A 26,981-nucleotide genomic window follows, 5' to 3' on the forward strand; every position below is an offset into this window, starting at 1 on the left:
CAATATTTTGTACTATATTAAGTTATCTTCTTTTAATAATTTATATAACGTAGGACTAAAATTAAATTCCTTTATTAAATCATTTACTTCTTTTAATGATTTTTCTTTTTTAGCATCAGATATATTTGATTTTGAAGCTCTTATTAATATATTCTTAGGAGAATGAGCAATATCTATAAATTCTAATAACTGAGTTTTATAGCCTACTGCTTCTAATAAATTACCTCTAACTGCATCTGTCATAAGAGCTGCTACTCTTTCTTGAACTATACCATATCTATTAAGTATTGATAAAGATTCTGGTTTCATTTGACTATTAAATTCATGTTGACAACATGGAACTGAGAATATCATTTTACTATTCCACTTTATAGCATTGTATAAAGCATAATCAGTTGCAGTATCACATGCATGTAATGTTATTACCATATCTACTTTATTGTTATACTTAAATCCATTAATATCTCCAAGCTCAAAGCTTAAATTTTCATAGTTATATCTCTTAGCTATATCATTACATTTCTTTATTACATCTACTTTAAGGTCTAGGCCTATCATTTTAACATTTATCTTTTTTATTTCTACAAAGTAATAATAAAGTACAAATGTTAAATATGATTTTCCACATCCAAAATCAAGAATTGTAAGCTCTTCGTAGTTATTCTTTTTTATTTCATCGTCAATAATTTCCACAAATCTATTAATTTGCTTATACTTATCATATTTTGAGTTTACTACCTTACCCTCTTTTGTAAATACACCCAAATCTATTAAAGGCTGTATTATCATACCTTCTTTTAATATGTAATTTTTTTCTTTATTATGACTCTTATTTACAAGGCCTTCATTATTACTTTTCTTCTTGCCTAAGAATATTTTTCCTTTTTTTGAAATTTTCAAATCAAATGTAGTACTATCAGACCAAGCTGCTATTTGTTTGTAATTTCCTGGAATAAGCTCTACCATCTTTTCTTTTAGATTATCTAGTTCAATATTTTCATGGAATACTTGCTTATCTGTATATTTTTCTATTTGATAATATTGCTTCTTGTTCTTTTCCTTAAGAGCAAATACTACCTTATTATACTCAAGTTCTTTATTACTTTTATTGCTTATAACTACCTTAATAATTTCTTGGCTAGTTATTTCATCGATTGCTTTTATTAAATCTTCCATAGTTAGACACACCTTATCATAAATTTTATTTTCGCTATAACAATATTATTATACATACTGGATTATTTCAACCCACCAAGTTTATTACAAACGTAAAAATGAGTTGCTTATAAAAGATAAATCTTTATAAGCAACTCCTATGTTAATTTAGATATTAGGCTAATATTGATATTTCAGTACCTACTTTTAATGTTGGAACTGATTTTTTTTCTACATATATACTTCCTGGTAAGCTAGCTTCTGATGAACCATCAAATACTACAGTTACATGTCCTAAGCTTGCAAGGTTCTTTTCTGCAATATTACCTACTGCAGTTATCTTAAATTCTTGATTATCTATTGTAAGTATTTGCCCTGCTTCTATGGTTTTACTTACTGGCTCTATATCTACACAGTAACAGAAATCTTTTAGCATATCTGGAGCATTATCTCCAAATAATATAAACATTTCTTCCCCTTCTATTGATTCTACTGCTGATCCTATACTTTTTATCATGTTTTTATATACTAATGTCATAATATTTCCCTACTTTCTTATTTCTTATTTCTTCTTTTTTAATTATTTTATTGATATAATCCTACACTAGCTGCCCATGCTATAAGAACACGAGGTACCCCTGTTAAGAAACGTGAGTACAGTACTGATGGAACCCCAACTTCAACTGTTTCTGGTTCAGCATCTGCAAGTCCTAATCCAACTGGTATAAAGTCAGCTGCACATTGAGTGTTTATTGCAAATAATGCTGGTAGTGCTAAGCTCGGTGCTATGTTTCCAAGACCTATTTCTACCCCTATTAATGTACCTATAACTTGTGCTATAACTGCACCTGGTCCTAATAATGGAGATAAGAATGGTAGTGAACATATAAACCCAAGTATTACAAGGCCTATTCCGTTACCAGCTAGTGGCACCATTAATTTAGCGAAGAAATCACCTATTCCAGATCCTTGTATTATACCTATTAATAATGCAACGAATCCCATGAATGGTAATATTGTATTTATTACTGTTTGTACTGCATCACGAGATGCTTGGTAGAATGTGTTTACTACTTTACCAGCTCCCATACCTATCTTTGTTATAAAGCTTGCACTACCATCTTTATTTGTAGTTTGAGTTATTTTCTTGTCTGTACTATATTTAAATTGTCTATCTTTATCTTTTTCTTCTACTTTTTCACTAGCAACAGCTTGTGTAGCTGATCCATTTTCTACTATACTACTTCCATCTGCAGGAGATATTTGATCTACACCTACATCTGATACATATATGTCTTCAGTTATAAACTTAGCTAATGGTCCACTTTTTCCTACAGGCATTACGTTTATTGTAGGTATTCTTTTTTGTGGGTATATTCCACAACGAAGAGTTCCTCCACAGTCAACTATTACTAAGAATATTCTTTCTTCTGGCACTGAAGTTTTAAATCCGTTGACAGCTTCACATCCTGTTAATTCTACTATTTTATCAACTATATCAGGCTTTGCTCCTCCACCTGTTATATATAAAAGTACATTTTTTTCTTCTGTTGGTCTTACTGTAAGAGGTCCACCAAATCCGCCTGAACCTTTTTGTATTTTAATTGCATTGTAGTTTGACATTTTCAAATTCCCCCTATTAAACAGTTTTTAATTCGTTGCTTAACTCAATTCCTTGTTGCTTCATTACCATTTTAGTTGTAAAATCTGTTACCCAACCACTCATACAGTTACAAACTAAACCAACTAACATATAACGAACAGCTAGAGGCATTATACTTAATCCTAAAGTTTCTATTCCTGATGCTATACCTAAGAATATAAATACTTCACCTGGATTGATGTGTGGGAAAACTCCACTACTTGTATGACAGAAATAAGATGCTGATGCGTAAAAACTTGGCTTGATTCTTTCTGGCATGTATCTACCTAAAGATAGAGCCATTGGGTTCCCTAACATAAACGCTCCTATAAATGGTACTACCATGTAACGCATTATAGGGTTTTTAGATGATTTTGCTGCAAACTTATTTATTTTCTCTGGACCTATTAACATTGTTAATGTGTTCATTGCTATTAATAATAATAATACCTTTGGGACTATTCCTGTTACCCATCCTGAAAATGTTTGAGCTCCTAATTCAAATAACCCCATAAATCCTTCTGCAAAACTAACGATAAAATCCATAACTTATTACTCCCTCCATATTTACTATTTTTGAGTAGCTAATTTTTTTACTGAACCAGCCATTTTATTTAATGGGCTTTCTGGTTGTTTTATTTCACCACCATTCACAATAGTGATGTAGTTTGAAGAGGCTTCTAGTATTGCTTTTCTAACTTGTTTAGGATATTTTAACGTATCCTCCTCTACTAATTTGACGATGTTCTTACCTTCAAATCCACCAAGTTCTTTAAATCTTGCCATTACTGTAACACCTGATAAATATGAACCTTTAATAATCGTTCCCTCATCATCAACAGCTAGCATTGCTATTGCGCCTGCCATAAAGCCACCTTTTCTTTTGCCTATAGCCACTTTACCTATCCTTCTTAATTTTCCATAGTGTCTAGTAAAACTTTTCATCTGAAGTATCGCAAAAGCATACTGGAGAATAAATGCTGCTCCAAAACAAATAATAATAAGCCAAAAATTCATATATTTCACCTCTTCTATTTTAAAATATCGCTTTCCTTAATGATATAAAGTAACAAATCCTTATAACTCTTTACCTTAGATATACCATTTACGGTATTTATATCTCTTGCAATAGAAATTATTTCATTATATATCTTTATTAATATAGCTTCATCAAGACCAATTTCCTCAGGTATACCTAATAAAAACATTAGCTTAACCATTCTATCATTACTAGCTGATATACCATTTTCTGATACACCTAAAGCTAGCACTACTTTGTCACTTTTGTGATTAACAACGTGAGGAAAAGCAATATGTTTGTCAAAAACCATTGTTGAATTTTCTTCTCTAATTCTCATTCTTTCTTTGAAATCTTGATCTACGTAACCTTCATAATAAAGATTATCAATCATCATGTTCATATTCTCTATATAGCTTTTATCCTCATCTAATATAAAGAATTTGTCTTCGTCTAATATACTAAGTACTATAGAATCCATACCTTTTAATAAAGGTATCTCTAATTTTTCTGTGTAAGTTACTCTCTTTATTTTCTTCCTTAACTCTTCCTCATCAAAGATTTCTCTTAAGTAAATAACTGGTGCTGTAGTCTTATGCTCAATCTTAACAGTTGCACAAACTAAGTCATACTTATTTAACAGTTCACTATTTATTTCGCTTCCAGAGTATAACTCTATTATAGTTTCAGATTCAACTATCTTTTTTAGCTGATTTTTAACTAATCTAGCTGTAACTCTACCTGTTCCACATACTATAGCTATGCTTTTTTGCTTACTTTCTACTAAGCTATTTTCAGTTATAAAAACTCCAAAGTAAACTGCAAGAAATCCTACTTCATCTTTAGATAACTCTTCATCAAATTTATTTTTCACTAGCTCTTTAACCATTTCAGCCATCTTATATGCAACTGAATATTTTTCTTTTATGTCATCTATAACAGGATTTTTTAACTTAATTCCATACTTAAGCCTATTTAGCATAAATGAAACATGGTATACAAACTCTTCGAATAAATCACCTGCAGTAATTGTTATATTCATTTCTTTTTTTATTAAACATACAATGTCATTTACTAAATCAATCGCTTCTTCTGAAACTTGAATATCTTTTACTCCATTTACATTCATAGGTGTTCTCATCCCTACTATCGGTAATGTCATAAATAAGCGTTCATTCTTAGGTATTTTAGTATGAATCTTTTTCTCTACCTCATCTGCTACTTTATCTACAAATAAAAATGCTGATGTATTATATAGTTCTTCATGTTTTTTACTTAAGTTTGTAATTGTATATCCGTTTAATAATCTACCTAACATTACAGTAAAAGCTTTTATGAAATATTCTATGGTATTAGTAGCTAAATAATTTTTCCCAGATATATTTCTTATTAAATAGCTTATATCTTCATCCAAAGCAAACTCACCATAAATATACTCATACATATTTTCTAAAACAAACAGTCTTAAATCAATTTCGTCACCTTGTAATATAAGCCCGTTATTGGTTTTTCCTACTATTGCTAAATCATAATGCTCTAGTTCTTTTCTTAATTTTTTCAGATCTCCTATTAAAGTGGTCCTTCCTATATTCATTTCATCTGCTAAGTCATCAGTTAAATAAGGTTCATTACTTTCCATCAATTTGTTTAAAATATAAGCCATTCTCTTTTGAGGTGAGTTAAAAATATAGTCTAAATTACATATATCTGAGTATGCCTTATCAAATTTTATAGGATCTATTACGTATAGCACATAGTTTCCATTTTTACTTTCAATTAAGCCATATCCCTTTAATAAATCATTTATTTCTTTAATATCATTTCTTACAGTTTTTGGACTCACTCCTAATTTAGTTGAAATCGAAGTGGTTGTGGCAGAATGACTGTCCTCTATAATTCTCAAAATTTTAGCTAACCTATTGTCGTCATTTATATAACTCATACTCTCCCCCTTCTGCCACCTACCTGTAAATTAACCTCTCGTCTTTCCTCCAGCTACGTTTACTGTTACACCATGAACGTATCCTGCTTTTTCAGAAGCTAAGAAACAAACTAAGTTGGCAACTTCCTCTAATTTTCCTGATCTTCCAAGCGGAGTTGTTGATGTTTTACTATATCCAGCTCTAAGTTCATCTATTGTAATTCCCCTAGTGTATGATAAAGCATCCTCATATGCTAAAGTTCTAAGACCTGTTGCTTCAAGTATTCCCGGAGCTACTCCAACTACTCTAACTCCTTTTTTACCTAATTCTTTTGACCAAGATCTAGTAAATGAGTTTACTGCATTTTTTGTTGCTGCATATACACTTTGTCCTTCTGAACCTTCTAATCCACTTTCAGAAGACATATTTATTATTACTCCTGATCCTTGTTTAACCATTTCTCTTCCTGCTATTTGAGCACATAAGTATACGCCTTTTACATTTACATCCATAACTTTGCTATATATGTTCTCATTTAACTCATATTTACTTTTTTCTTCTTTATCATCTATTAATAAGCAAGGTATGTTTATTCCTGCGTTATTAACTAATACATCTACACTTCCAAATCTTTCTTTAGCTTTTTGTACAGTATCATTTACATTTTCTATGTTTGTTACATCTGTCTTTATGTATAACATTTTCCCAGACTTTTCATTTATATCAAATTTTGGTTCTTCATTATTTAAGTCACAAACTACAACGTTTGATCCAATATTTAAAAATTCTTGTGCAACTGCTTTACCAATTCCTGAAGCTCCACCTGTAACTATTACAGTTTTACCTTCTAAATTTAGCCATGTATTTTGCATTAATATCACCCCTATATGTGTCTTTTCTTTTTCTTATCTTTATATTATCAAAGGTATGTTTTCGAATTAATGCGTCTTTTTTCTTTTTTTTGGAAATAACATGTATTATATATTAAACACTTTTACAAAACACCTTTCCATAAGTCTTTATACTTATATTATTTTTTTTATATTTAATTGTCAACATTAGACAAATTTATATCAATTTATATATCTAGGCATATAAAAAAGATAGTAAATAAATTCATACTATCTTTTAGAGCTTTAATACTTATATGATATTAAGTTTATATCTGATGGTACTATTGATAACATATCGAGATTAATACAATAATTTATAAAAACATTACCCATTAAAAATTCTACACAACCACAACAATCAAATAATGGTGATAGAAATATATACTCTGGATTAGCTAAACCTACAATGTCATTTTTTACTTTTAAATAATTATCTTTAAAACATTTAGGTCTATTTGGTATATAAATATTACTTACAATAATACTACTTACCTTATCCTTGCCTTTTCCTATGGCCTCAAAACAAACTTTATCACAACTATTAATATGTGCTATACCTTTAATCCTAACTATGACACCAATTTCAAGATTTAAACTTTCCGTAATATTTAAGACTAAACACTTACATGACTTATCTACTGAATTAATGTATTTATCACTGATGCAAATTATCTCCTCTAAACAATTTGATGATTTCTTGATTTTATGACCATTTATATGAATTTTTTTCTCTATGTTATTAAATGAATATTCAAATTCAGTCTCAATAATTTCGACTTTAGTGTTTCGTGGCAATGATACATCACTTAAAATATCAAACTTTATAGAAATGTTTGAACTAACTTTATTAGTTGCTCTACTATAATCATATATTTTATTTGCTGTCACAGGGTATATAACAATATTCCCCTTACATAAATTGTCCATCTACCTCACTCCCATTAAATATATACTTAATAATATGATATTTGTTATAAAAAAGTTAATGTTATTTTTTTATATTTTTGTGTCATTTTTTGTTAATTTACATATATTGTTATCAAGATATTAAGATTATCTTATTAAAAAATTAATTAAGGAGTGTTTATATTGAGTTGTAATTACGCAAAACTATATGTAAATAATTTAACATACGTTTCATCAGAATTATTAGATATTATTAATGAAAAAATTTTAGTACAAAGTTCTTCTGGTTTTTATCCTGTTAAAGATGAAAACGGTGTTTGTTTAGCCCTTATCCAGCCACCTGAAACATTTAATCCTTTCAGTTGCTCTGATTGGGATACGATAAAAACTTTATTATTAACTGACTCTGGAGGAGGCGCACCTGGATATCTTACAATGCTTTGTGAAACTTTAGATTGTATTCTTACTAGAGTTGGATGTCTAGATTATGGTCTAAAATCCCAATTTGAAAGATTTAAATGCTTATGTAATTCTTTAAAAGCTAAATTACTTTGCATTTGCTGTCATGATAGCTGTAAAGATATACTAGGAGATTTTCTTTGCTTATTGCTTCAAATATTTACAGAACTAATTTCTGCTATATCTAAAGCAGCTTCTATAGTATTATATTGCGAGTGCGCTAAGACAGAATGTAAAGTTGTTGCTGAATCTTTCTTCAACTGTATAGTATGTGAGTTCGTAAATGATTTATGTGAATTAGATAGATTAGTAAATGAGTTAAATTCTATAGTAATAGCTTTCTCAGTTTGTGATTCTCCAATTTGTACACCTTGCTATACAGCAACTTGTTCTCCTAGAAAAGTTAGACCTGTATGCCCACCTAATTTAGTTCATGGAGGTCCTAAACCACCTTATGGACAAATGGGAACTCATCACGGTGGCTGTGGCTGTAAAACTTGTAAATAAGTTATAGACTGTTTTAATGAACAAGTCCAGATCATATATGGACTTGTTCTAAATATATAAAAAGGGGGTAAAACTGTGACTTACGCTTATCAGCTTGAATGTATATATAAAGAGCTATCAATTATAAAATATAAATTATTTTGTAAAAATGAATGTCATAAAAAAGAATGTGACATTCTTGAAGATTTAATATTTTCGCTTACTGATGAAAACTCCTATTGCGATAACCCTTGTGATAGTAAATGTAATTGTCATAACTGTAAAAGCTTAGTAGATAAATTAATAGATATAATCTGTCATATTGAATGCAAAACAGAATGTCATAAAAATTATGGATATTTACAACAATTGGATCGATTTATGTGTTTATTAGAAAATCTGAAGAAGTTACTATGTCAACTAAAATGCCAATGTACAAAAGACTGCAATCTAATTAGTGAGACTTTATGTTTATTTGTTAAGATATTTGAACTTATTGCAAATATAATATCAAAAATTAATAATATTGAATGTTTATGTGATTCCAAATTATGTTGTAAAAGTGATATTCTAGAATGTCTAATATGTATGCTACTAGAAGATGTTACTTGCCTTGAAGATACAATATCCGATTTGGCACACTTAGTGCTTGAGATTGCATCACGAAATATTATTAATTGTACTACTTGCACAACTGCAAGATATAGTACTTATAAAAGTAGAGACTATTTAAGTGAGTATTGTGAAACTCACTATTCAAATTGTGATTGTTATAATCTAAAATCAATAAAATATCATAAGTAAGGAGATGTTAATATGAGTTATGATTCAAGCTGTTGTCCTAGCTGTGGTAGCTATGGAGGATGCTCTTGTAATAGCTGTTCAGGAGGATGTGATTATTCAACTTGTTCACCAGATTATAATCCTATAACTGCAAACAGTTCAGTTTGCCCTACAATAGAAGGTAGTCAAGGTACAGGTGGAAATGCTTCTGGTAATAATAGTAGTGTCCATGTAAGTGTTTGTGGCACTGGAAAATCTGAAGAAGGTGACTGTTGTTGTAAAAAAGGAATAAGAAAATTATTAGAGTACTTATATTTAAAGTCTCTTGATACTACTGCACCAACAAATACGCTTTGTATATATGGTAATATAATTCCAACAGATATATCAAGCACTCTAACTTGTACAGATGCATTGTTAGGATTAAATCCTAGTACCGCAATACAATCAACTTCAATAACTGATGATTTAATAAAATACGATGATAATAGAGTTTCTATATGCTCTATATCTGCACTAAAATTTACTTTTGGAACAAGTCCAACTAGTAACACATTAGATCTCAGAAAAAATTTCTTCTATACTCCAAAGTGCAAATGTTGCTGTGACTGTGGTGATGGAATGGCTCAAGCTTTATATCTAAATGGTCTTGGAATAACTTATGAAATAACTTTAGAAAATACTTTAGCCAAGGATTCTAATGGATTAACAGGAGATACTGGAACAATATCAGGACTTACTTTAGTAGCAGTAGATAGCGATATTGCAATATTCTCTGCACCACGAAATATATATTTCGGAATACCAACTTGTAAAATAGCCAAGTTTACGGCTAGTTAAGGAAGGAGTGATAGCATGTTTGAAAATAATGGTTGTTGTACACCTCCTCCAAAGAGAGATGACTGTTGCTGTAAAGACGGTATATTATGTGCTCTTGATTTTTTCTATCAAGATTTTTTAGTAGCTTCAGCTGGTAGCAATTGCATAACAAGTGGAAGTCTAAAGTATTATCAGCAACTACCACCAGTAAAAGTAGATATTCCACAAATAATAATACCAAATACTATATACGGAATTCCTTATATTGCACCAGATATTGTACCTGTTTTTCCTTATCCATCAAATCAGGATGATATAAGCTATTTAAATACCTGTAAGATTAATGCTTTTGAGTTTCAAGTTGATACTAGTACGAGTCCTTGCACAGATATGGATAATAAAATAACTTATACTTTCTCAAAAATAAGATATACTTCTCCTAAGTCATGTTGTTGTAAAAATGGATTGATTGAATATTTACTAAAAGCAAAAGATTTTTTACTTCCTCCTGCTAATGGTAATGCTGTATATATTTCAACACCTAATAATACATTTACGTTTACACAAATATTAGCTATTAATAAAGATACTGTATGGGGTAAAAATGTAGTACCAGATGCCACTCCTACTACAACCTATTACGTAATATCATTATGTGAGCTAATAGGTATCACCTTTGACAAATCTCCATTAATAACTTCATAACCTTAGGGGGTAGATATCTTTGTATAAGAATAATGATAATATAAATAATAACTGTTGTTGTACTTGTGGTCTTAAAAAAGCTATATGTATAATAGCAAGACTTTGTGACTTAATAGATCCTACTGATAAACTTACAGTGTATTATGATTCAAACCTAACTGTAACTAAAGCAACATTACAAGATAGTAAATATCCTAATCTTATTAAGGTAATAGGTAAAACTAATATAAATAATCAAGCTACTGATATTACATTAGACTTATGTTTAGAATATCTAAATGCTATTTGTATAAAACCAGCATCTAATAATTATCAGTTAGTAATAAATGAGCTTAATAAAGATTATTGTTCTATAATGACATTAAATGTACCATGTAATGAAAACTGTTGTTGTAAATATAGTTTTATAAGTTACTTCAAAGATACTTATACTCAAATAGATCCAGCAAATCGATCTTTTAAGTTAGGTATTTCCGGAGTATCACCAACTGATTCTTTATCTATAAATAAACTAAATGTTATTCATTGTGATTATGATGTTGTTTGGTTACTTGACCCGACACCAGGAGATTCAAAAATATATCTAGTTCCTTTATGTAAGATATATGCTATTATTAGCTAAAAAATAAAATGACTAAGGGAAAATCCTCTTAGTCATTTTTTATTGTTTAAAATTATTGTACCACTATATTTATATACTATTTATAAAACCATCTAAGTAAATTAAAGCGGCTCCAACAGCACTGGCTTCTCTTTTATATTTGCATACTTTAATAAAGTCAGTATCCTTCTCAAAAGTATTACGTTCTTTGACTTTACTTTCTAAATCTTGCACATAGTTTTCCATATGTGCCCCTACATATCCTCCTAAGATAACATTACAATCAAATATCATTCTAAGATTATTTACTGTCATGGATAAATATTTTAAATAACTATCCAAATTTTTAGCTAATTTCTCATCACCTTGATTAACTAAATCAAAAAATTCGCCTAAATTCCCACTACATTTCTCTGATAATCTAAGTGCAGAAATATATGGATCCACGCATCCCTTTTTACCACAATAACACTCCTTGCCATCTGGCATAAGAGTCATATGACCAATTTCTCCACTTTTTTGATTTTCACCTTCATATAATTTGTTGTTAAGTATTATAGCACCTCCTACAGTATTACTAAGAGACAAATATAATACATTTTCAGTACTGTCGCAATGCCAAATCTCTGCAATACCTGCTGCACTAGCATCATTACTCATAACACATGGATAGTGTATATTATTATAAAAATTTGCACAATTTAAATTTCTTAACTCTAGTGCATGGGAATATACAATACTTTTTTTATTATCCGATAATATACCTGGCACAGATATTCCTACTCCAAGTATTTTTTCTCTATCTACATTACTTTCTTCTATAAAATTTTCTAATATTGAATTTAATTCTATAAAATACTCTTCTTTATTTACAAATTTTTTACTAATTCTAATACTATTTATTATACTTCCCATTAAATCAAGTACTACCATACTAATATGATTTTTTGTAATATCTATACCTAAAGAAAGCTTCGAATCTTTTACACAAGTAATTATTTTAGCTTTTCTTCCTCCACTTGACTCAAATTCACCATTTTCTGTTATTAGATTTTGTTCCTTAAGGTATTTTAGATTTTGAGTAACTGTAGGTAAGCTTAATCCTAATTTGTTTACAATATCCTGCTTAGAAAGACCATCACTCTTATATATTAATTTATATATTATATTTCTATTTATTTTTTTAATTTCCATAGTATTTTTACTTTTCAAGTTCATTTATTTATTCCTCTATTTTGTCTTTGTATTAATACCCATATTATAACATATTGTTTGTTATTATATAATAAAACCACTAGTATATTTAACTAGTGGTTAGTTTTATATTTATATAATGTTAGTATCATCACTTTGGATATAATATAAACTATAGAAGTATCCTTTTTGACTTATTAAATAATCAAAAGTTCCTTTTTCTATAACTTTTCCATCCTTCATGACTATTATTTCATCATAATTAATTAATATATTTTTGATAAGCTTATGAGTAACTACTATTAATGTTAGATCTTCTAAGCTAAGCAAAGAACTTTCAAGATTATATGCGGTTTCATTATCTAATGCCGAAGTTGACTCATCTAGTATTAATATTTGAGTATCATTTATTAAAGCTCTTGCTATTGCTATTCTTTGCTTTTCTCCACCAGATAGCTTATTTCCATTCTCACCTACTAATGAATTTATACCTTCTGGTAATCTATTAATAAGATTTATTATACCTGCTCTTTCGCAAGTTCTTAAAACTTTTTCATCACTATAATTTGAGAACAGTTTAATATTTTCTTTTATAGAATCATCAAACATAAATACATTTTGTTGTATCATAGATATATTTTTATATAAATCTGAACTATAAATAGATTTTATATCTTTACTATCAATATTAATATCACCTTCATAGTCATTATAGTATCTCATCAATAATTTTATTAATGTACTTTTACCACAACCACTTTCTCCAACGATAGCATACTTTTTATTTTTATCAAAAGTAAGATTAATATTGTCTAAGGCTTTACGCTCTTCATTATATGAAAAACTTAAATCTTTTACTTCTATAGCTTTTGTAAAATTGTTAAGGTTTACTTCTTCCACATCATTAACTGAAGTTTCTAATATATTTTCTATTTTATTTGCTATTAAAGATACTGACTTTATTTGGTTAAATAAAGATATACTTGTCTTTACTGGACCAACTATATGTGTACTTAACTGAATTATTATTATAGCTGTACCTACAGATATATTTTCTTTATACATTAGATATCCACCTACAAGTAGTACCCCTAGGTAAATAGTTACACTAAAAGATAAGGAAAATCCTTTAACTATAGACTCAAGTATAGAACATTTTCTTTTAGAAGTTTCCACATTGTTTGATGCATTTTTAAATACCTTATTTATTTTATTACTAATATTAAATCCTTTTATTACCTCAAAACCTGTAAATAAATCCTTAGTAACTGAAGTTATTTCTTCAAGATTTTCAGAGTAATTATTTTTTTCTACAACTAACTTTTTAGAAAGAGCATTAGGAACTACAAAACCTAATACTCCAAATATACATATAAAAATTACTATAATAGGACTAATAGAAAATAATACTACTAAGGATATAACAAAAGATAATAATGATGCTATAACTTGGAAAATATTATTTAAGAAGCTATCTTCTATTAATTTTATATCATTATATAATATAGAAATATACTTACCACTATTATCTAATGAAAAATCTTTAATATCTTTATCTATTATCTTTGAAAAAATATCAGTCCTTAAATAGTTTATTGTATTTTTAATGTATGATGACATAACTAGACCATCAATATATTCTGTAAGGAACATAATTGCTATTAAAGATATACTTATTATTGTAATTGGAATAAATTTTTCAACTTGCCCTCCTGCAAATATATCAACTATAAACCCCATCATAAAGTCAAAAGCTATACTTGCTAGTGCTACTAGCGAAATTGTTATTACCCTTCCAATAAATTGAAGCTTATATTTTAATGCATACCTCCACAACATTTTCATTATTTGTTCCTCCATTATATCTACTTAGTCTACTTGCTTTGTTTTAGCTATTACTATTTCTCTTATACATACATCTTGTGGTTGATTATATACAAATTCAACACAACTTGCTATCTTTTCTGGTTCTAGCCCAGCTTCTATAGTCTTTTTCCATTCATTATAGTTGTCTTTTATTTCTTCATCACTTGTATGTGATAATAAAGGTGTTTCTACAACTCCTGGTGCTATTGTTATTACTCTTACGTTGCTTGATGCAACCTCTTCTCTCATATTTTCTGTTATAGCATGAACTGCAAACTTTGTCCCACAGTATACTGAGTGGTTTCCAAAGGTCTTTCTACCTGCTATAGAACTTATATTTATTATTGTTCCTTCATTTCTTTCTACCATGTCTTTTAATACTATATTAGTTCCTGTTAATATTCCTTTTATGTTAACATCTATCATATCGTTCCACTCTTTAAAGTCTTGAGTTTCCGGATGGCCTAACAACATTATACCAGCACAATTTACTAAACAATCAACTTTACCAAATTTGCCTTCAGCTTCTTTTATTGCAACTTCCATAGCTTCTATATCTGTAACGTCTACTGACTTACATAATGCATTTGGTAGCTCTAACTCTTCCATTTTATCTAGCCTTCTTGATAATAATAGTACAGGATGACCATTGTTTGACATCTTCTTTGCTATTTCTTTTCCTATTCCTGAACTTGCGCCTGTTACAACTACTAATTTTTTCATGTGTACCTCCGTTTGTATACATTATATATTTTTTATATTATAATTATATATAAATTAATTATTTGATTTAAGTACGCACATAATAGTTACATAGGGAAACTAAGGTAACCTTTGTGTTATTTCAACAGATTGTAACTTAAATTTACGGAGGGAATTTATGAATAAAGTCCGTTTAACTTGCGAAATGGAAATTACTTTAAATGTTATTGGTGGAAAATGGAAACCATTGATAGTTTATTTCTTAATAGAAGAAGGAACTAAAAGATTCGGAGAAATAAAAACTTTTATTAACCACACATCACATAAAACTCTTACTAACCAACTAAGAGAATTAGAAGAAGATAAACTAATATCTAGAGTTGTATATCCTACCGTTCCACCTAAAACAGAGTATACAATTACTGAAAAAGGTATGAGTTTATACCCTATACTATCGGCAATGTGCGATTGGGGTGCTAATAATATGGACGATAAATATGAGCTTATAAATCCTCAATGTGATTAAACCACCATTAATTAAGAATAATGGTGGCTTTTTTATCTAAAAATATATTATTAACTACATTATAAAATTTTTACTGTGATATTATATTTATATACAATAAGTACTAAGGAGGATTTAATTTGAAAATAACATACATACATCATAGCAGTTTCTCAGTTGAATTAGATAACTGCATCATTTTATTTGACTATTTTAAAGGTGATTTACCTAGCCTTGATAAAAATAAAAAACTATATATATTTTCAAGTCATCAACATTATGATCATTTTGACCCTATTATATTTAGCTTAGAAAAAGACTCTAAAAATATTACTTATATATTATCTGATGATATAACTAAAAATGAATCTAATAATACAGTATTTGTAAAACCAAATACTAGAGTAAAAGTAGATGATTTAGATATACAAACTTTAGAATCTACTGACTTAGGAGTTGCATTTATTGTGACCGTTGAAGGTAAAAGAATATACCACGCCGGAGATCTAAACTGGTGGCACTGGGAAGGCGAGTTAAGCGATGAAGAAAATGAAGTCATGGCTATTAAATATAAAAATGAAATTAATAAAATAAAAGGAATGACTTTTGATTTAGCATTTATACCACTTGATTCAAGACAAGGGTTACAATATTATCTTGGATTTGATACATTCATGAAAAACACCAATACCAAAGCTGCTTTTCCAATGCATTTTTGGAAAACATACAGAGTAATAGACATGTTAAAAAACTCTGAATATGCAGTTGAATATAGAGATAGAGTAATAAAAATCTCTAATGAAAATGAAGAGTTCATAATTGAATAGATTGTATTTACGACTTAAATAATTTGTTATTTTTAATAATATATATTTTTCTTGCTACCACACCACCATATTCATGTGATACACCCGCAAAGAGGGATATAACAGTTCACATTACATTTGCAGGCCCGCTTTTGGCCTGCATGTAAGCAAACTATTATATCCCCCGAAGCGGCGTATTCTTAATATCCTTTAAATTTTTTTAATCTTAAAGCATTAGTTACTACTGATACTGAACTTAAACTCATAGCTGCTGCTGCAAACATTGGATTTAATAGTGGTCCTCCAAACATATATAGAAGTCCCGCAGCTATTGGAATACCTATAGTATTATAACCAAATGCCCAGAATAAGTTTTGTTTTATATTTTTAATAGTTTCTTTACTCAATTTTATAGCTGTTGGAACATCCATTAAATCACTCTTCATTAACACGATGTCAGCTGATTCCATAGCTACATCTGTTCCACTTCCTATTGCTATACCTATATTAGCTTGTGCTAATGCTGGTGCATCATTTATTCCATCTCCTACCATAGCAACAAAGCTACCTTGTTCTTGAAGCTTTTTAACTTCATTTGACTTATCTTGTGGTAAAACTTCTGCTAAAACTATATCTATTCCTACTTCCTTAGCTATAGCTTCTGCAGTCTTTTTATTATCACCTGTAACCATAGCAACTTTTATTCCCATGCTATGAAGTTTTTCTATTGCTGCTTTACTACTTTCTTTTACTACGTCAGCAACTGCTATTATTCCACCTAGTTTATTGTCTATACTTATATACATTGGTGTTTTACCTTGAGTTGCAAGTTCATCACTTTTATTTTGGAAGTTTTCTAAACTTATATTTCTATCATTCATAAGCTTCTTGTTACCTAGTAATATGTTTTTATTATCTATATTAACTTCTATACCATGACCTGGTATAGCTTTAAAAGCGTCTACTTTCCTAAACTCTATATTTTTGTCTTGTGCGTATTTTACTATTGCTTCACCTAATGGGTGCTCAGAACCTTTTTCTGCACTTGATGCTAATTGAAGTAAATAATCTTTTGATACTCCATTAGTTATTATATCTGTTACAGTAGGTTTTCCTTCTGTTATTGTACCTGTTTTATCAAAGATTATTGTATCTACTTTATGTGCTAGTTCTAGTGCTTCTCCACCTTTTATTAATATCCCATTTTCTGCACCTTTTCCAGTTCCAACCATTATTGCTGTTGGAGTTGCAAGACCTAGTGCACAAGGACAGGCAATAACTAAAACTGATATAAATATTGTTAATACAAACTCTAAATCTTTATTACCTACAAAGTACCATAATAAAGCTGAAACTATTGCTATTGATATTACTACCGGTACAAAGTATCCAGATACTGTATCTGCAAGTTTAGCTATTGGTGCTTTTTTACCTTGAGCATCTTCTACAAGCTTGATTATTTGAGCTAAAGCTGTATCGCTACCAACCTTCTCTGCCTTAAACTTAATACTTCCATTTTTATTTATACTTGCTCCAGTTATTTTATCTCCAATATTTTTTTCAACTGGCATACTTTCTCCTGTAAGCATTGATTCGTCTACAGAAGTATGACCTTCTATTACTATACCATCTACTGGTATCTTACTTCCGGGCTTAACTATTATTACATCACCAACTTCAACGTCTTCTATTGGTATTTCTATTTCTTCATTTCCTCTAACTATTATTGCAGTCTTAGGCTGAAGTCCCATAAGTTTTTTTATAGCTTCACTAGTTTTTCCCTTAGATCTTGATTCTAAATACTTCCCAAGTAATATTAAGGCTATTATTATTCCTGCACTTTCATAATATAACTGATGATGGCCATGACCTATTATAGTCTCAGCATTAGCTAGCTTATATGTTGTATATACACTATATAAAAATGCTGCTAATGTACCTATTGCTACTAATGAATCCATATTAGGGCTTTTAGCAAATAATGATTTAAACCCATTTGTATAGAATTTATATCCTGCTAGCATTACTGGTATTACTAATGCTAATTGTATTAATGCATAATTTAATGGATTATGCATAGGGTCTATTATCATTGGCACTGGCCAAGGTCCAAAAGGCTTTGATATCATAGGTCCCATAGCTATATAAAATAATGGTATTGAAAAACTTATCGCCACTATAAATTTTGTAAATAAAGTTTTCATTTCTTTTTCTTTTCTTAGTTTATCTTCATCTACGCTATCTTCTTGATTGCTTTTCTTTTCTAATACTTTATATCCAGCTTTCTCGATTGATGATTTTATTTGAGATAATCTTAATTTAGATGAGTCATAGTTAATTGTAGCTTTTTCTGTAGCCATATTTACGCTTATATTCTCTACACCGTCTAATTTTTTAACCACTCTTTCTACTGCTTTAGCACAAGCTGCACAAGTCATACCTCCTATTTTCAAATCAATATTTTTATAACTTGTATCTTCTAAAAGATTGTACCCAGCTTTATCTATTGCTGATTTCAAATCTTCAAATTTTACTTTTTCTAAGTCGTACTCTATTTCTATTTTTTCTGTAGCCATATTTACACTTTGACTAGCTACTCCGTCAATTTTTCTTACAGCTCTTTCTGCTGCTTTACCACAGGCTGCACAAGTCATGCCTGTGACTTTATAGCTCTTCTTTACTATATTTTCTGCCATTATATTATTTCTCCTTTCTTTTTGTATATGATTAATTCGTATATTATAAGTTCTCATTATAATGCTTTTAATCTTTCGTTATGCATACCCCCCAGGGGTAGTATCTATACTTAAATTATATCTCACAGATTATTTTTGTCAATAAAATTTTCCCATAATCCTAAAATATGGCTATTTTTAATTTATTCCCATTATTATTATTCCTAAATAGATTATTTTATTGTATTTAAAATAAATTTTAGTAGTTTATTATTTTATTACTTATTTATTAGCAAATAAACTTATAAGTATTGTGTTAATTTTCAGTAAATTGAATTATACTTTTATATAGGGGGATTTTTACTTAATCTGTTATTGACGGGGGATTTTTATATGAATGATTTAACTGTAGGAAATGAGGCAAAGTCCATTTTTTTATTTTCTTTGCCTATGCTAATAGGAAGTCTATTTCAACAACTTTACAATACAGCTGACAGTATTATTGTTGGCCAATTTATAGGAAAAGATGCAATGGCAGCTGTATCTGGAGCTAATCCAATAATGTTTTTACTTACTTCTCTACTTATGGGAATTACACTTGGTTTTTCTATATTAGTATCTCAATACTATGGTTCAAAGGATATGAAAAAAGTAAAGGCTTCTATAGATACCACTTATATATTTGTGTTTATATCTTCAGCTGTAATAACTATAATTGGTATAATTTTTAGCGAAACTATATTAAGATTAATAAATACACCTGAATCAATTTTAGAACAATCCAAGTTATATTTAGTTGTTATTTTCTCTGGTACATTCTTTTCTTCAGGGTATAACTCTGTAAGTGCTATTCTTAGAGGTCTTGGCGATTCTAAAACATCACTATACTTTCTTATAATCGCTACAATACTAAACATCATTTTAGATGCACTATTTATAATTATATTTAAAATGGGCGTTGAGGGTGCAGCATTAGCAACTGTTATAGCTCAAGGTGTTTCATTTATTACTAGTATTATCTATCTAAATAAAAAACACGATGTATTTAAAATCAAATTTAAAGGTATTTGCTATGATCATAATATATTTAAGGTCGGCTTAAAATTAGGTATACCTACTGGAATACAGCAAATGCTATTCTCTGTTGGAAGTATTACACTTCAGTCTCTTGTAAATGGATATGGTACATCAGTAATGGCTGCTTTTGGAGCTAGTTCTAAAATTGAAACCTTTATATCATTACCTATTATGAATTTAGGTGCAGCAACATCTACATTTGTTGCGCAAAATATGGGTGCTGGTAAAGTTGATAGGGTTAATAGAGGAGTTAAAGCTTCTTTAAAAATGGCTTTAGCCATCTCCATATTTGTATGTGGTTTATTTATATTATTTAGAGGTAATTTAATATCTTTGTTTAATTCTGATCCTGATGTTATTGAGATTGGATCATCTTATTTAATGATTACTGGACCATTCTTCTTATTTATAGCTACTTCCTTTATGCTTTCAAGTGCTATAAGAGGTGCTGGTGATTCAGTATTCGCTTTAATAAGTTCTATGATTTCTTTATGGCTAGCAAGAATTCCAGCTGCATACTTACTGTCAGGAATATTTGGAGTTAATGGAATATGGATGGGTATACCTATTGGATGGTTGGTAGGCTTAGTAGTTACAGGCATTTATTATAAGAGTGGTAGATGGAAAACAAAAGCTGTTATTAAAGATATTTCTAAAATTTCATATTCTGATGCAGAACTTGCAAGTGACTCAAGCAATGAGTAAAATAAAGGATTCCACAATTTATTTTGTGGAATCCTTATTTTTTTAAATATTTTTATTTTAAATGTATATTAATTCCAAAACAGTCAATAATTAAAATATGAACGGAATAAAAAACATATATCCGATCTCCCCCATACATTAAAGCTACTTCTTCCCCCAAGAGTAGCTTTTTTTTCGGATAAAATAATGCCACAGCAAATAAAATTTGTTGTGGCATTATTTTATCCGAAAAGTAGTTATGAATATTTTATTTATACTAGTTTCATAGAAATATCACTTATTTCTTTCATTACGTTTATTTCTATTACTTTTACCATATTTTCATCTGTTATTATTTTTGTACTATCGCTAGTTGCTATTATAAATGGTATACCTAATTTTCTGTATAAGTATATCTTACCGTTTTCGTTGAAAATTTCGTTAAAGTTATCTCCTATTATGCTAGCTATATTTTTAAGTTCTTCTAGAGTTATTGTTGAGCTAATTAGGAAATTCTCTATTATACTAAGTATTAATAGTTCACTCTTTTCTATTTCTTTTTCACCCTTATAAATATTCTTAAATACTTCTTTTGTATAGTTTCCTATAGCGCCTTTTTCCAATAGTATATCTAAGCTATATTTTTTATTGCTTTTCTTCTCAACAAACATATTTGCTATATCGTCTAAAGATATCCCATCTTTCATTGATAATATAATTTCTATTCTTTCCAATATTTTTTCTTTTGGGAAGAATGTCTCTTGACCTGTGAAAGTTGATTTTTTTATAAACCAGTCCTCTGGTATTATATTTTTTCTTTTCCATCTATATAATTGCCCATAAGATATTCCTGTTTGAGCTAGTAAATCTTTTTTTGATATTAATATTTCTTCCATAGTCTTTCTCCTTAGATTACCTTCGTACTGCTTTTTACAGTAGAGTCTGTTGATATTTCTACAGTATCACTATATTCTATATTACCAACTTCACACTTACTAAGTAAAGACACATTCTTTCCTCTAATTATTTTTGCAGTTGTCTTTTCTAAGTTAATGTTATCACCTTCTATTAAATCACACTTTAGGCTTCCTCTGCTTCCAAATGATATTCTAAAAGGCCATATTCCAATATTTTTGTACTTTAATATATCTAAATTTGTAGCTCCAATTTCTTTACATGTACTTCTTCCACTGGGATATATCAATACTTTTTCTCCCGTTAATAATCCATCACACTTTATATCACCGTGTATTTTTATATTTTCTCCTTCTACATTCTTATCCATTTTTATTCTTCCATATATGTTTAGCTCATGAGCATATATACTGTCATTTCCTTTTAAATCCCCTCTTATCGTAACATTGTTACACTTTATTACACCATTAATTTTAAAATCTCCACTTACAACTAATTTATCTATTTCACAATTACCGCTTATTGTTAAGTCTCCATTTAACTTTACTTCTTTTGCCTTTAAATGCCCCTCTATTCTTGTATCTCCATTGACTTTAAAGTAATTAAAATCTAAATTGCCGTTAAAGCTTGCATCTCCATTTATTACTACGTGTTCACCACATATATTTCCATTAGAGCTGGCACTTCCCATAATTTTTATTTTACCGTAGCTTCCTTCGCTAATAAATCCACTACCTGCTATTTTTATATTATTTTTTTCCATAAATTAGTCTCCTGTATAAAGTAATTAATTATACCTTATTTATATTTTATTAGTATCTATAACCTTCGAATTTGAATCTACTTCTATACTTTCACTGTATTCTATAACATCTATTTTACAATTTGGACCTATTTTTATATTTTTACCTCTTACTATTTTAGCTTCACAATTTTCTAGCTTAATGTCGTCCCCCTCTATTAAAGATGCATATAATCTTTTTCTTCTAAATCTCTTTGGCGCTAGAAAACTAAATATTGATGTAGGGCTATCATCACATTCAATTACAACACTTGTAGCTCCTATTTCTCTACAATTACACTCTGCTGATAATATAATATTTAAGCTTTCGCAATTGATTAAACCTTTGCTATCTAAGACACCGTATACATCTATTGTTTCACATTCAATATCTTCTTCTACTTTTAAAAAGCCTTCACATTTTACTTCATTCGCTCTAACATTTCCGTTTATTTTAACCATACCACTTACGTCTAAAAGCTCTGTTGTAGTGTTACTATCAACGTTTAGTGTTCCCGATACTTCTATTTCCTTACCATTTATGCTTCCTTTTACCTTTGACATACCTGATGTAGAAAAGTTATGGCAAATAATATTTCCATTTACTGTAGCCATACCTGACGCATCAAATTTAATGCACTTAATATCTCCATTAACTTTTCCTTTTCCAGATATATCAACTTTATTAAATTCTCCTCCAGAACAAGTTCCTAGTCCACTTAAATCTAAATTGTGTTTATTTTCATTCATATACTCACCTCTTCGTAACATTGTTTTATTATATATATGAGTTTAATAGAACAATGTTACACTGTCAAGGATATTTTATTTATATTTTTGCAATCATTAAACATAAAAAAAGCTAAGTTTAACTTAGCTTCTTATTTACAGCTTTATTTATATTTATTTTTTTAATTACTTTAATATATTAATCCTCTTCTTTCTTATCACTTAATATTCATGTACGCTATAGTTTGATATATTTAATCCTTCGAATTCCATTATAATTATCAAAGGCATTACATTTTTTATTTCTTCAAATTGCATATAACCAAAAGATTTATCAAAATGATTTATTATACAACTTAATGATGTTCCATGTGTTTCTATAACAATAATTTCTTCATCATTTTCACTAAGAATTTTGGTTAATTCTTTAATATTCCTATCTTGAACTTCTTTTAAACTTTCTCCATTATCTAATTTATGATTAAAGTCTTCCCATTGATTCTTACTAAAAGCATTAAAATCTTCTATCCATTCATCACTTATTTTTCGTTCTCTAAAATCATCAACTAAGGTAATTTCTAGATTTAGTATTTCAGCTAAATCTTTTACTGTATCTACAGCTCTTTTATATGGACTGCAGTATATCTTCGAAATGTTTTTATTTTTTAAAATCTCAGCTATTTTTTTACTATCTTCTAGTCCTTCTACTGTTAGCGGTCTAGTTAAATCATCATGTACAGAAAAATCTGGTTTAGCATGCCTAACAAAATATACTCTATTCATAATTCCCCCTTAAGTTTTCATTATTTTAAATAAACTGTAAAATCCTTAGTCATTAGTTGCTACTTCCTCTATTTTAGCTATCTTAGCAATATATACATTTATCAATGATACACCTGCTGCAATAAAGAATATATACTGAGGTCCAATATTAGTCCATATATATCCTGCAATAGGAGCAAATGCAATAGTTACAATATGATCTAAACTAACTCCTGTTGTAAGTGTTTGAGTCATCTCACTCTTATCCACTATTATAGAATTTAGATACATACTTCTAACCATGCCTATCTGCATAGAAATTCTATCACAAACAAATAAACCACCAGATAAAACTACAGCTAAAGTTACATTTGTTAATTTTCCATTTAAAATTGCTGCCGTGATAAATCCATAAGTTAAGTAAACACCAATAAAACTTATCGCATCAAGATACATAATTTTACGAATACCCAGACTATCTATCCACTTTCCAAGAGCCTGAACAAAGAATATCCCTACAAAAGAACTTATTATTGTTAGAAGTGCTATTGTATCTGCACCTTGTGACAATAAGTCTATAAGCACCCACGGTCCAAATACTAACATAATCTGTTTTTGAGTTCCATGTAATATAGATAAAATATAATATAGCTTGTATTCTTTTCTAAAAACAAATTTAACTTTGCTTCTTTGTTTTATCTCTTGATTTACTTTTTCTTTTTTAACTGTATTTATATAAACTAGGCATATTGATGTTAATATAATAAATATAAATGAAATCACAAAGGTAGGTTTTATTCTTGAAGAGAAAGTTAATAAATCATATCTAAATCCAAAAAATATTATTACTGCTGCAATTGTACTACAAGCCGTTGCTATAGCTTTATATTGACCCATTCTTTTCCCAAGATTCTCATCACGAAATAGCGATATTGCTATTGAATCCTGAACAGGCATAAACATATGAGTCCCTAATGAGTATATAAATAAAAATACTAGCATTATATTGAATGACGGTGTAAAAAAAGCTAGTACTAATATCCCAAATCCACTAAGTAATTGTGCTACTATACCAATTTTATAATTGCCTAAAAAAGCTAAGGTTGATACTGCAAATATAGATATAACTCCAGGTAATTCTCTTGGAAATTCTATAATTCCACGCTGAACTGCATTTATATCATATACATCTTTAAAGTAATTAGAAAGAATTGTATCACTAAAACCTGCTGCTAAAGCGCAAAACGAAACTACCATAAAGAATAGCAGTATTATCTTTTTATTTTGATTTGACAAAGTACTCTCCCCCCAATATTTATTATGTTTATTACATAATCTATATTTATTAGAACTGCTTTTTCATAATAACAGTATTTTTCATAATAATGTTTTTAATATGTTGTTCATCACCTGCTATTTCTTTAAATCCATTTTTCTTATAAAAATTTATTGCCCAATAAGCATGAACATGAGCTTGAAGTATTATCTCGCTAATCCCCTTTTGATTTAGTTGGCTACATAAATAATCTAAAGTATGGCTTCCTATATTCTGTCTATAAAAATCTTTAAGTAAATATAAGGCTACTAAGTATACACTATCTTCCTTTAATTGTGTTAATCCTAAAAATCCTATAGGATTTTCATCCATTTTAATAATGTGGATATCATAATCTAGTGGTAATCCAAACTTTTCATACTTTTTTCCTTGCTTAGAAAAAGCTCCTGGCATTATGTTTGAGTATATTTCCTCTGTAGACTTGCATACTTGGCAGATAAAAGGCAAATCCCTGTGGGTCGCTTTACATAATTCAATCAATATATATCCCCTCCAAAACTTATATGTAAAAGTAAAAATAAATATCAAATCTATTACTTAATAAATATTCATATAATTATATACTATATTATTGTAATAAAAACATCTACTATTTATTATACTCCAATTTTAGTACATAATAAAAACCCCTAGGTATAAGGGGTTTTACTATAATACTTTCGAAATTTTCTAACACTTATCCACACTCAAAGTATAATATTACTCTTTTGTAAGTTAGCAATTTAAATACTCTTGTTAAAGTTATCCACATTATCCACCGCTATTTATTTTAACTTTGTGTATTTTGTGAATATTTTTTATTTTTCTGACTATTTATCACCTTATAAGCTTCTTCTATTTTATTTCTACTAGTTTGCCATATTTCATATTCACTCATCATAGGTAATCCCATTGATACATTTTCTTTTCTATATTCCATTTTGCTATCTAGTGTTTCTTTCCCTGACATATGAAATGCATTAGCATTTGTATCTTGTAGGAAGCTTTTTATTACCTGTGCATCAACTCCACTTCCTATTAATATTTCAATGTCATTTGAAGCCTTTTCTATTAACTCTGATATTAAATTCTTACCTTCTAGAGCAGTATTTTTTTGTCCTGAAGTTAGTATTGTATTTACTCCAAGTTCTTTAGCTTGCTCTAAACCTAAAAATGGATCTTTCATAACATCAAAAGCTCTATGTAGCGTTACATGCATTCCGCCAGCTTCTTTAATTAATACTTCCATTTTTTCTATATCAAGTGAACCATCACTTTTTAGGCACCCGATTACTATTCCATCAGCTCCTGCTTCTTTAAACATCTTTACTTCTTCTTTTATTATATTAAATTCATTGTCAGTATATAGGAAATCTCCAAATCTAGGTCTAAGTAAAACATTTATCTTTATATCTACGTTTTTTCTTATACTCTTAAATAATGCAATACTTGGTGATGTTCCCCCAATTATTAAATTGGAACATAATTCCAATCTATTAGCTCCACCCTTTTTTGCTTCTATTGCTGATTCTACAGAATCTACACAACATTCTAATATGTACTTTTCCATAGTCAAACCTC

Annotated in this window: 27 protein-coding genes; 8 read left to right on the forward strand and 19 right to left on the reverse strand. The window is 28.9% G+C overall.

Translation table 11 applies throughout. The features are described 5' to 3' along the window. Positions 1 to 12: 12 nt before the first annotated feature. The 8 genes from ACI48P_RS18310 to ACI48P_RS18345 all read right to left on the reverse strand — a co-directional run bounded on the left by ACI48P_RS18310 (position 13) and on the right by ACI48P_RS18345 (position 7,557). On the reverse strand, positions 13 to 1,176 hold the full coding sequence (locus ACI48P_RS18310; protein WP_475218409.1) for a class I SAM-dependent methyltransferase: 1,164 nt from the start codon (positions 1,174 to 1,176) through the stop codon (positions 13 to 15). A 154-nt stretch (positions 1,177 to 1,330) separates the two neighbouring features. Next, complete coding sequence (locus tag ACI48P_RS18315) at positions 1,331 to 1,693, reverse strand: PTS glucitol/sorbitol transporter subunit IIA (protein WP_475218411.1); 363 nt, start codon at positions 1,691 to 1,693, stop codon at positions 1,331 to 1,333. Positions 1,694 to 1,740: 47 nt separating this feature from the next. After that, complete coding sequence (gene srlE / locus ACI48P_RS18320) at positions 1,741 to 2,778, reverse strand: PTS glucitol/sorbitol transporter subunit IIB (protein ID WP_475218413.1); 1,038 nt, start codon at positions 2,776 to 2,778, stop codon at positions 1,741 to 1,743. Positions 2,779 to 2,794: 16 nt separating this feature from the next. After that, complete coding sequence (srlA, locus tag ACI48P_RS18325) at positions 2,795 to 3,343, reverse strand: PTS glucitol/sorbitol transporter subunit IIC (RefSeq protein WP_475218415.1); 549 nt, start codon at positions 3,341 to 3,343, stop codon at positions 2,795 to 2,797. A 24-nt stretch (positions 3,344 to 3,367) separates the two neighbouring features. Continuing rightward, positions 3,368 to 3,814, reverse strand: coding sequence for a transcriptional regulator GutM (locus ACI48P_RS18330; RefSeq protein WP_475218417.1), 447 nt, complete (start codon positions 3,812 to 3,814; stop codon positions 3,368 to 3,370). A gap of 14 nt (positions 3,815 to 3,828) precedes the next feature. After that, positions 3,829 to 5,757, reverse strand: a complete 1,929-nt coding sequence (locus tag ACI48P_RS18335; protein ID WP_475218419.1) for a BglG family transcription antiterminator — start codon at positions 5,755 to 5,757, stop codon at positions 3,829 to 3,831. A gap of 30 nt (positions 5,758 to 5,787) precedes the next feature. Further along, entirely contained in the window at positions 5,788 to 6,609 is an 822-nt protein-coding gene (locus tag ACI48P_RS18340; RefSeq protein ID WP_475218421.1) for an SDR family oxidoreductase, read from the reverse strand. Between the two features lie 264 nt (positions 6,610 to 6,873). Continuing rightward, positions 6,874 to 7,557, reverse strand: a complete 684-nt coding sequence (locus ACI48P_RS18345) for a hypothetical protein (RefSeq protein WP_475218423.1) — start codon at positions 7,555 to 7,557, stop codon at positions 6,874 to 6,876. A 162-nt stretch (positions 7,558 to 7,719) separates the two neighbouring features. On the opposite strand from ACI48P_RS18345, the gene ACI48P_RS18350 reads away from it, so the two are divergent. The 5 genes from ACI48P_RS18350 (at position 7,720) to ACI48P_RS18370 (ending at position 11,410) form a co-directional block, all read left to right on the forward strand. Then, entirely contained in the window at positions 7,720 to 8,502 is a 783-nt protein-coding gene (locus ACI48P_RS18350; RefSeq protein ID WP_475218424.1) for a hypothetical protein, read from the forward strand. 75 nt (positions 8,503 to 8,577) lie between these two features. Continuing rightward, complete coding sequence (locus ACI48P_RS18355) at positions 8,578 to 9,285, forward strand: hypothetical protein (protein WP_475218425.1); 708 nt, start codon at positions 8,578 to 8,580, stop codon at positions 9,283 to 9,285. Positions 9,286 to 9,297: 12 nt separating this feature from the next. After that, positions 9,298 to 10,104 carry a hypothetical protein gene (locus ACI48P_RS18360; RefSeq protein WP_475218426.1) on the forward strand — a complete coding sequence of 269 codons (807 nt, stop codon included), beginning with the start codon at positions 9,298 to 9,300 and terminating at the stop codon, positions 10,102 to 10,104. A 15-nt stretch (positions 10,105 to 10,119) separates the two neighbouring features. Continuing rightward, entirely contained in the window at positions 10,120 to 10,788 is a 669-nt protein-coding gene (locus tag ACI48P_RS18365; protein WP_475218428.1) for a hypothetical protein, read from the forward strand. Positions 10,789 to 10,807: 19 nt separating this feature from the next. Beyond that, on the forward strand, positions 10,808 to 11,410 hold the full coding sequence (locus tag ACI48P_RS18370; protein WP_475218430.1) for a hypothetical protein: 603 nt from the start codon (positions 10,808 to 10,810) through the stop codon (positions 11,408 to 11,410). Between the two features lie 69 nt (positions 11,411 to 11,479). On the opposite strand, the gene ACI48P_RS18375 is transcribed toward ACI48P_RS18370, so the two are convergent. The 3 genes from ACI48P_RS18375 to ACI48P_RS18385 all read right to left on the reverse strand — a co-directional run bounded on the left by ACI48P_RS18375 (position 11,480) and on the right by ACI48P_RS18385 (position 15,172). Beyond that, positions 11,480 to 12,607, reverse strand: a complete 1,128-nt coding sequence (locus tag ACI48P_RS18375; RefSeq protein ID WP_475218432.1) for an ROK family transcriptional regulator — start codon at positions 12,605 to 12,607, stop codon at positions 11,480 to 11,482. 108 nt (positions 12,608 to 12,715) lie between these two features. After that, positions 12,716 to 14,428 (reverse strand): ABC transporter ATP-binding protein, encoded by a 1,713-nt coding sequence (locus tag ACI48P_RS18380; protein WP_475218434.1) that lies wholly within the window; start codon positions 14,426 to 14,428, stop codon positions 12,716 to 12,718. Positions 14,429 to 14,452: 24 nt separating this feature from the next. Continuing rightward, positions 14,453 to 15,172: an SDR family oxidoreductase gene (locus ACI48P_RS18385; RefSeq protein WP_475218436.1), complete on the reverse strand. Its 720-nt coding sequence runs from the start codon at positions 15,170 to 15,172 to the stop codon at positions 14,453 to 14,455. A gap of 157 nt (positions 15,173 to 15,329) precedes the next feature. On the opposite strand from ACI48P_RS18385, the gene ACI48P_RS18390 reads away from it, so the two are divergent. Together ACI48P_RS18390 and ACI48P_RS18395 are read left to right on the forward strand one after the other, a co-directional pair. Continuing rightward, on the forward strand, positions 15,330 to 15,677 hold the full coding sequence (locus tag ACI48P_RS18390) for a winged helix-turn-helix transcriptional regulator (RefSeq protein WP_475218438.1): 348 nt from the start codon (positions 15,330 to 15,332) through the stop codon (positions 15,675 to 15,677). 119 nt (positions 15,678 to 15,796) lie between these two features. Next, a complete protein-coding gene (locus ACI48P_RS18395; protein ID WP_475218440.1) occupies positions 15,797 to 16,483 on the forward strand; it encodes an MBL fold metallo-hydrolase in 687 nt (228 codons plus the stop codon). Between the two features lie 179 nt (positions 16,484 to 16,662). On the opposite strand, the gene ACI48P_RS18400 is transcribed toward ACI48P_RS18395, so the two are convergent. Further along, entirely contained in the window at positions 16,663 to 19,158 is a 2,496-nt protein-coding gene (locus ACI48P_RS18400) for a heavy metal translocating P-type ATPase (RefSeq protein ID WP_475218442.1), read from the reverse strand. Positions 19,159 to 19,530: 372 nt separating this feature from the next. Here ACI48P_RS18400 and ACI48P_RS18405 point away from each other — a divergent pair, with 372 nt between their 5' ends. Next, positions 19,531 to 20,919, forward strand: a complete 1,389-nt coding sequence (locus ACI48P_RS18405) for an MATE family efflux transporter (protein WP_475218444.1) — start codon at positions 19,531 to 19,533, stop codon at positions 20,917 to 20,919. Positions 20,920 to 21,170: 251 nt separating this feature from the next. Here ACI48P_RS18405 and ACI48P_RS18410 read toward each other — a convergent pair whose 3' ends face one another. The 7 genes from ACI48P_RS18410 to ACI48P_RS18440 form a co-directional block, all read right to left on the reverse strand. Next, positions 21,171 to 21,794 (reverse strand): DUF4004 family protein, encoded by a 624-nt coding sequence (locus tag ACI48P_RS18410; RefSeq protein WP_475218446.1) that lies wholly within the window; start codon positions 21,792 to 21,794, stop codon positions 21,171 to 21,173. 11 nt (positions 21,795 to 21,805) lie between these two features. Then, on the reverse strand, positions 21,806 to 22,576 hold the full coding sequence (locus ACI48P_RS18415; RefSeq protein ID WP_475218447.1) for a bactofilin family protein: 771 nt from the start codon (positions 22,574 to 22,576) through the stop codon (positions 21,806 to 21,808). A 39-nt stretch (positions 22,577 to 22,615) separates the two neighbouring features. Beyond that, positions 22,616 to 23,344 (reverse strand): hypothetical protein, encoded by a 729-nt coding sequence (locus tag ACI48P_RS18420; protein ID WP_475218449.1) that lies wholly within the window; start codon positions 23,342 to 23,344, stop codon positions 22,616 to 22,618. Between the two features lie 201 nt (positions 23,345 to 23,545). Beyond that, positions 23,546 to 24,106, reverse strand: coding sequence for a histidine phosphatase family protein (locus ACI48P_RS18425; RefSeq protein WP_475218451.1), 561 nt, complete (start codon positions 24,104 to 24,106; stop codon positions 23,546 to 23,548). A gap of 45 nt (positions 24,107 to 24,151) precedes the next feature. Continuing rightward, positions 24,152 to 25,381: an MFS transporter gene (locus ACI48P_RS18430; protein ID WP_475218453.1), complete on the reverse strand. Its 1,230-nt coding sequence runs from the start codon at positions 25,379 to 25,381 to the stop codon at positions 24,152 to 24,154. Between the two features lie 49 nt (positions 25,382 to 25,430). Further along, positions 25,431 to 25,901 carry a GNAT family N-acetyltransferase gene (locus ACI48P_RS18435; protein ID WP_475218455.1) on the reverse strand — a complete coding sequence of 157 codons (471 nt, stop codon included), beginning with the start codon at positions 25,899 to 25,901 and terminating at the stop codon, positions 25,431 to 25,433. A 289-nt stretch (positions 25,902 to 26,190) separates the two neighbouring features. Continuing rightward, the gene (locus ACI48P_RS18440) at positions 26,191 to 26,970 is read right to left on the reverse strand and encodes a copper homeostasis protein CutC (protein WP_475218457.1); all 780 of its coding nucleotides are present in this window, start codon (positions 26,968 to 26,970) and stop codon (positions 26,191 to 26,193) included. Positions 26,971 to 26,981 lie beyond the last annotated feature (11 nt).

It is taken from the genome of Romboutsia sp. LXY-2 (assembly GCF_056171995.1).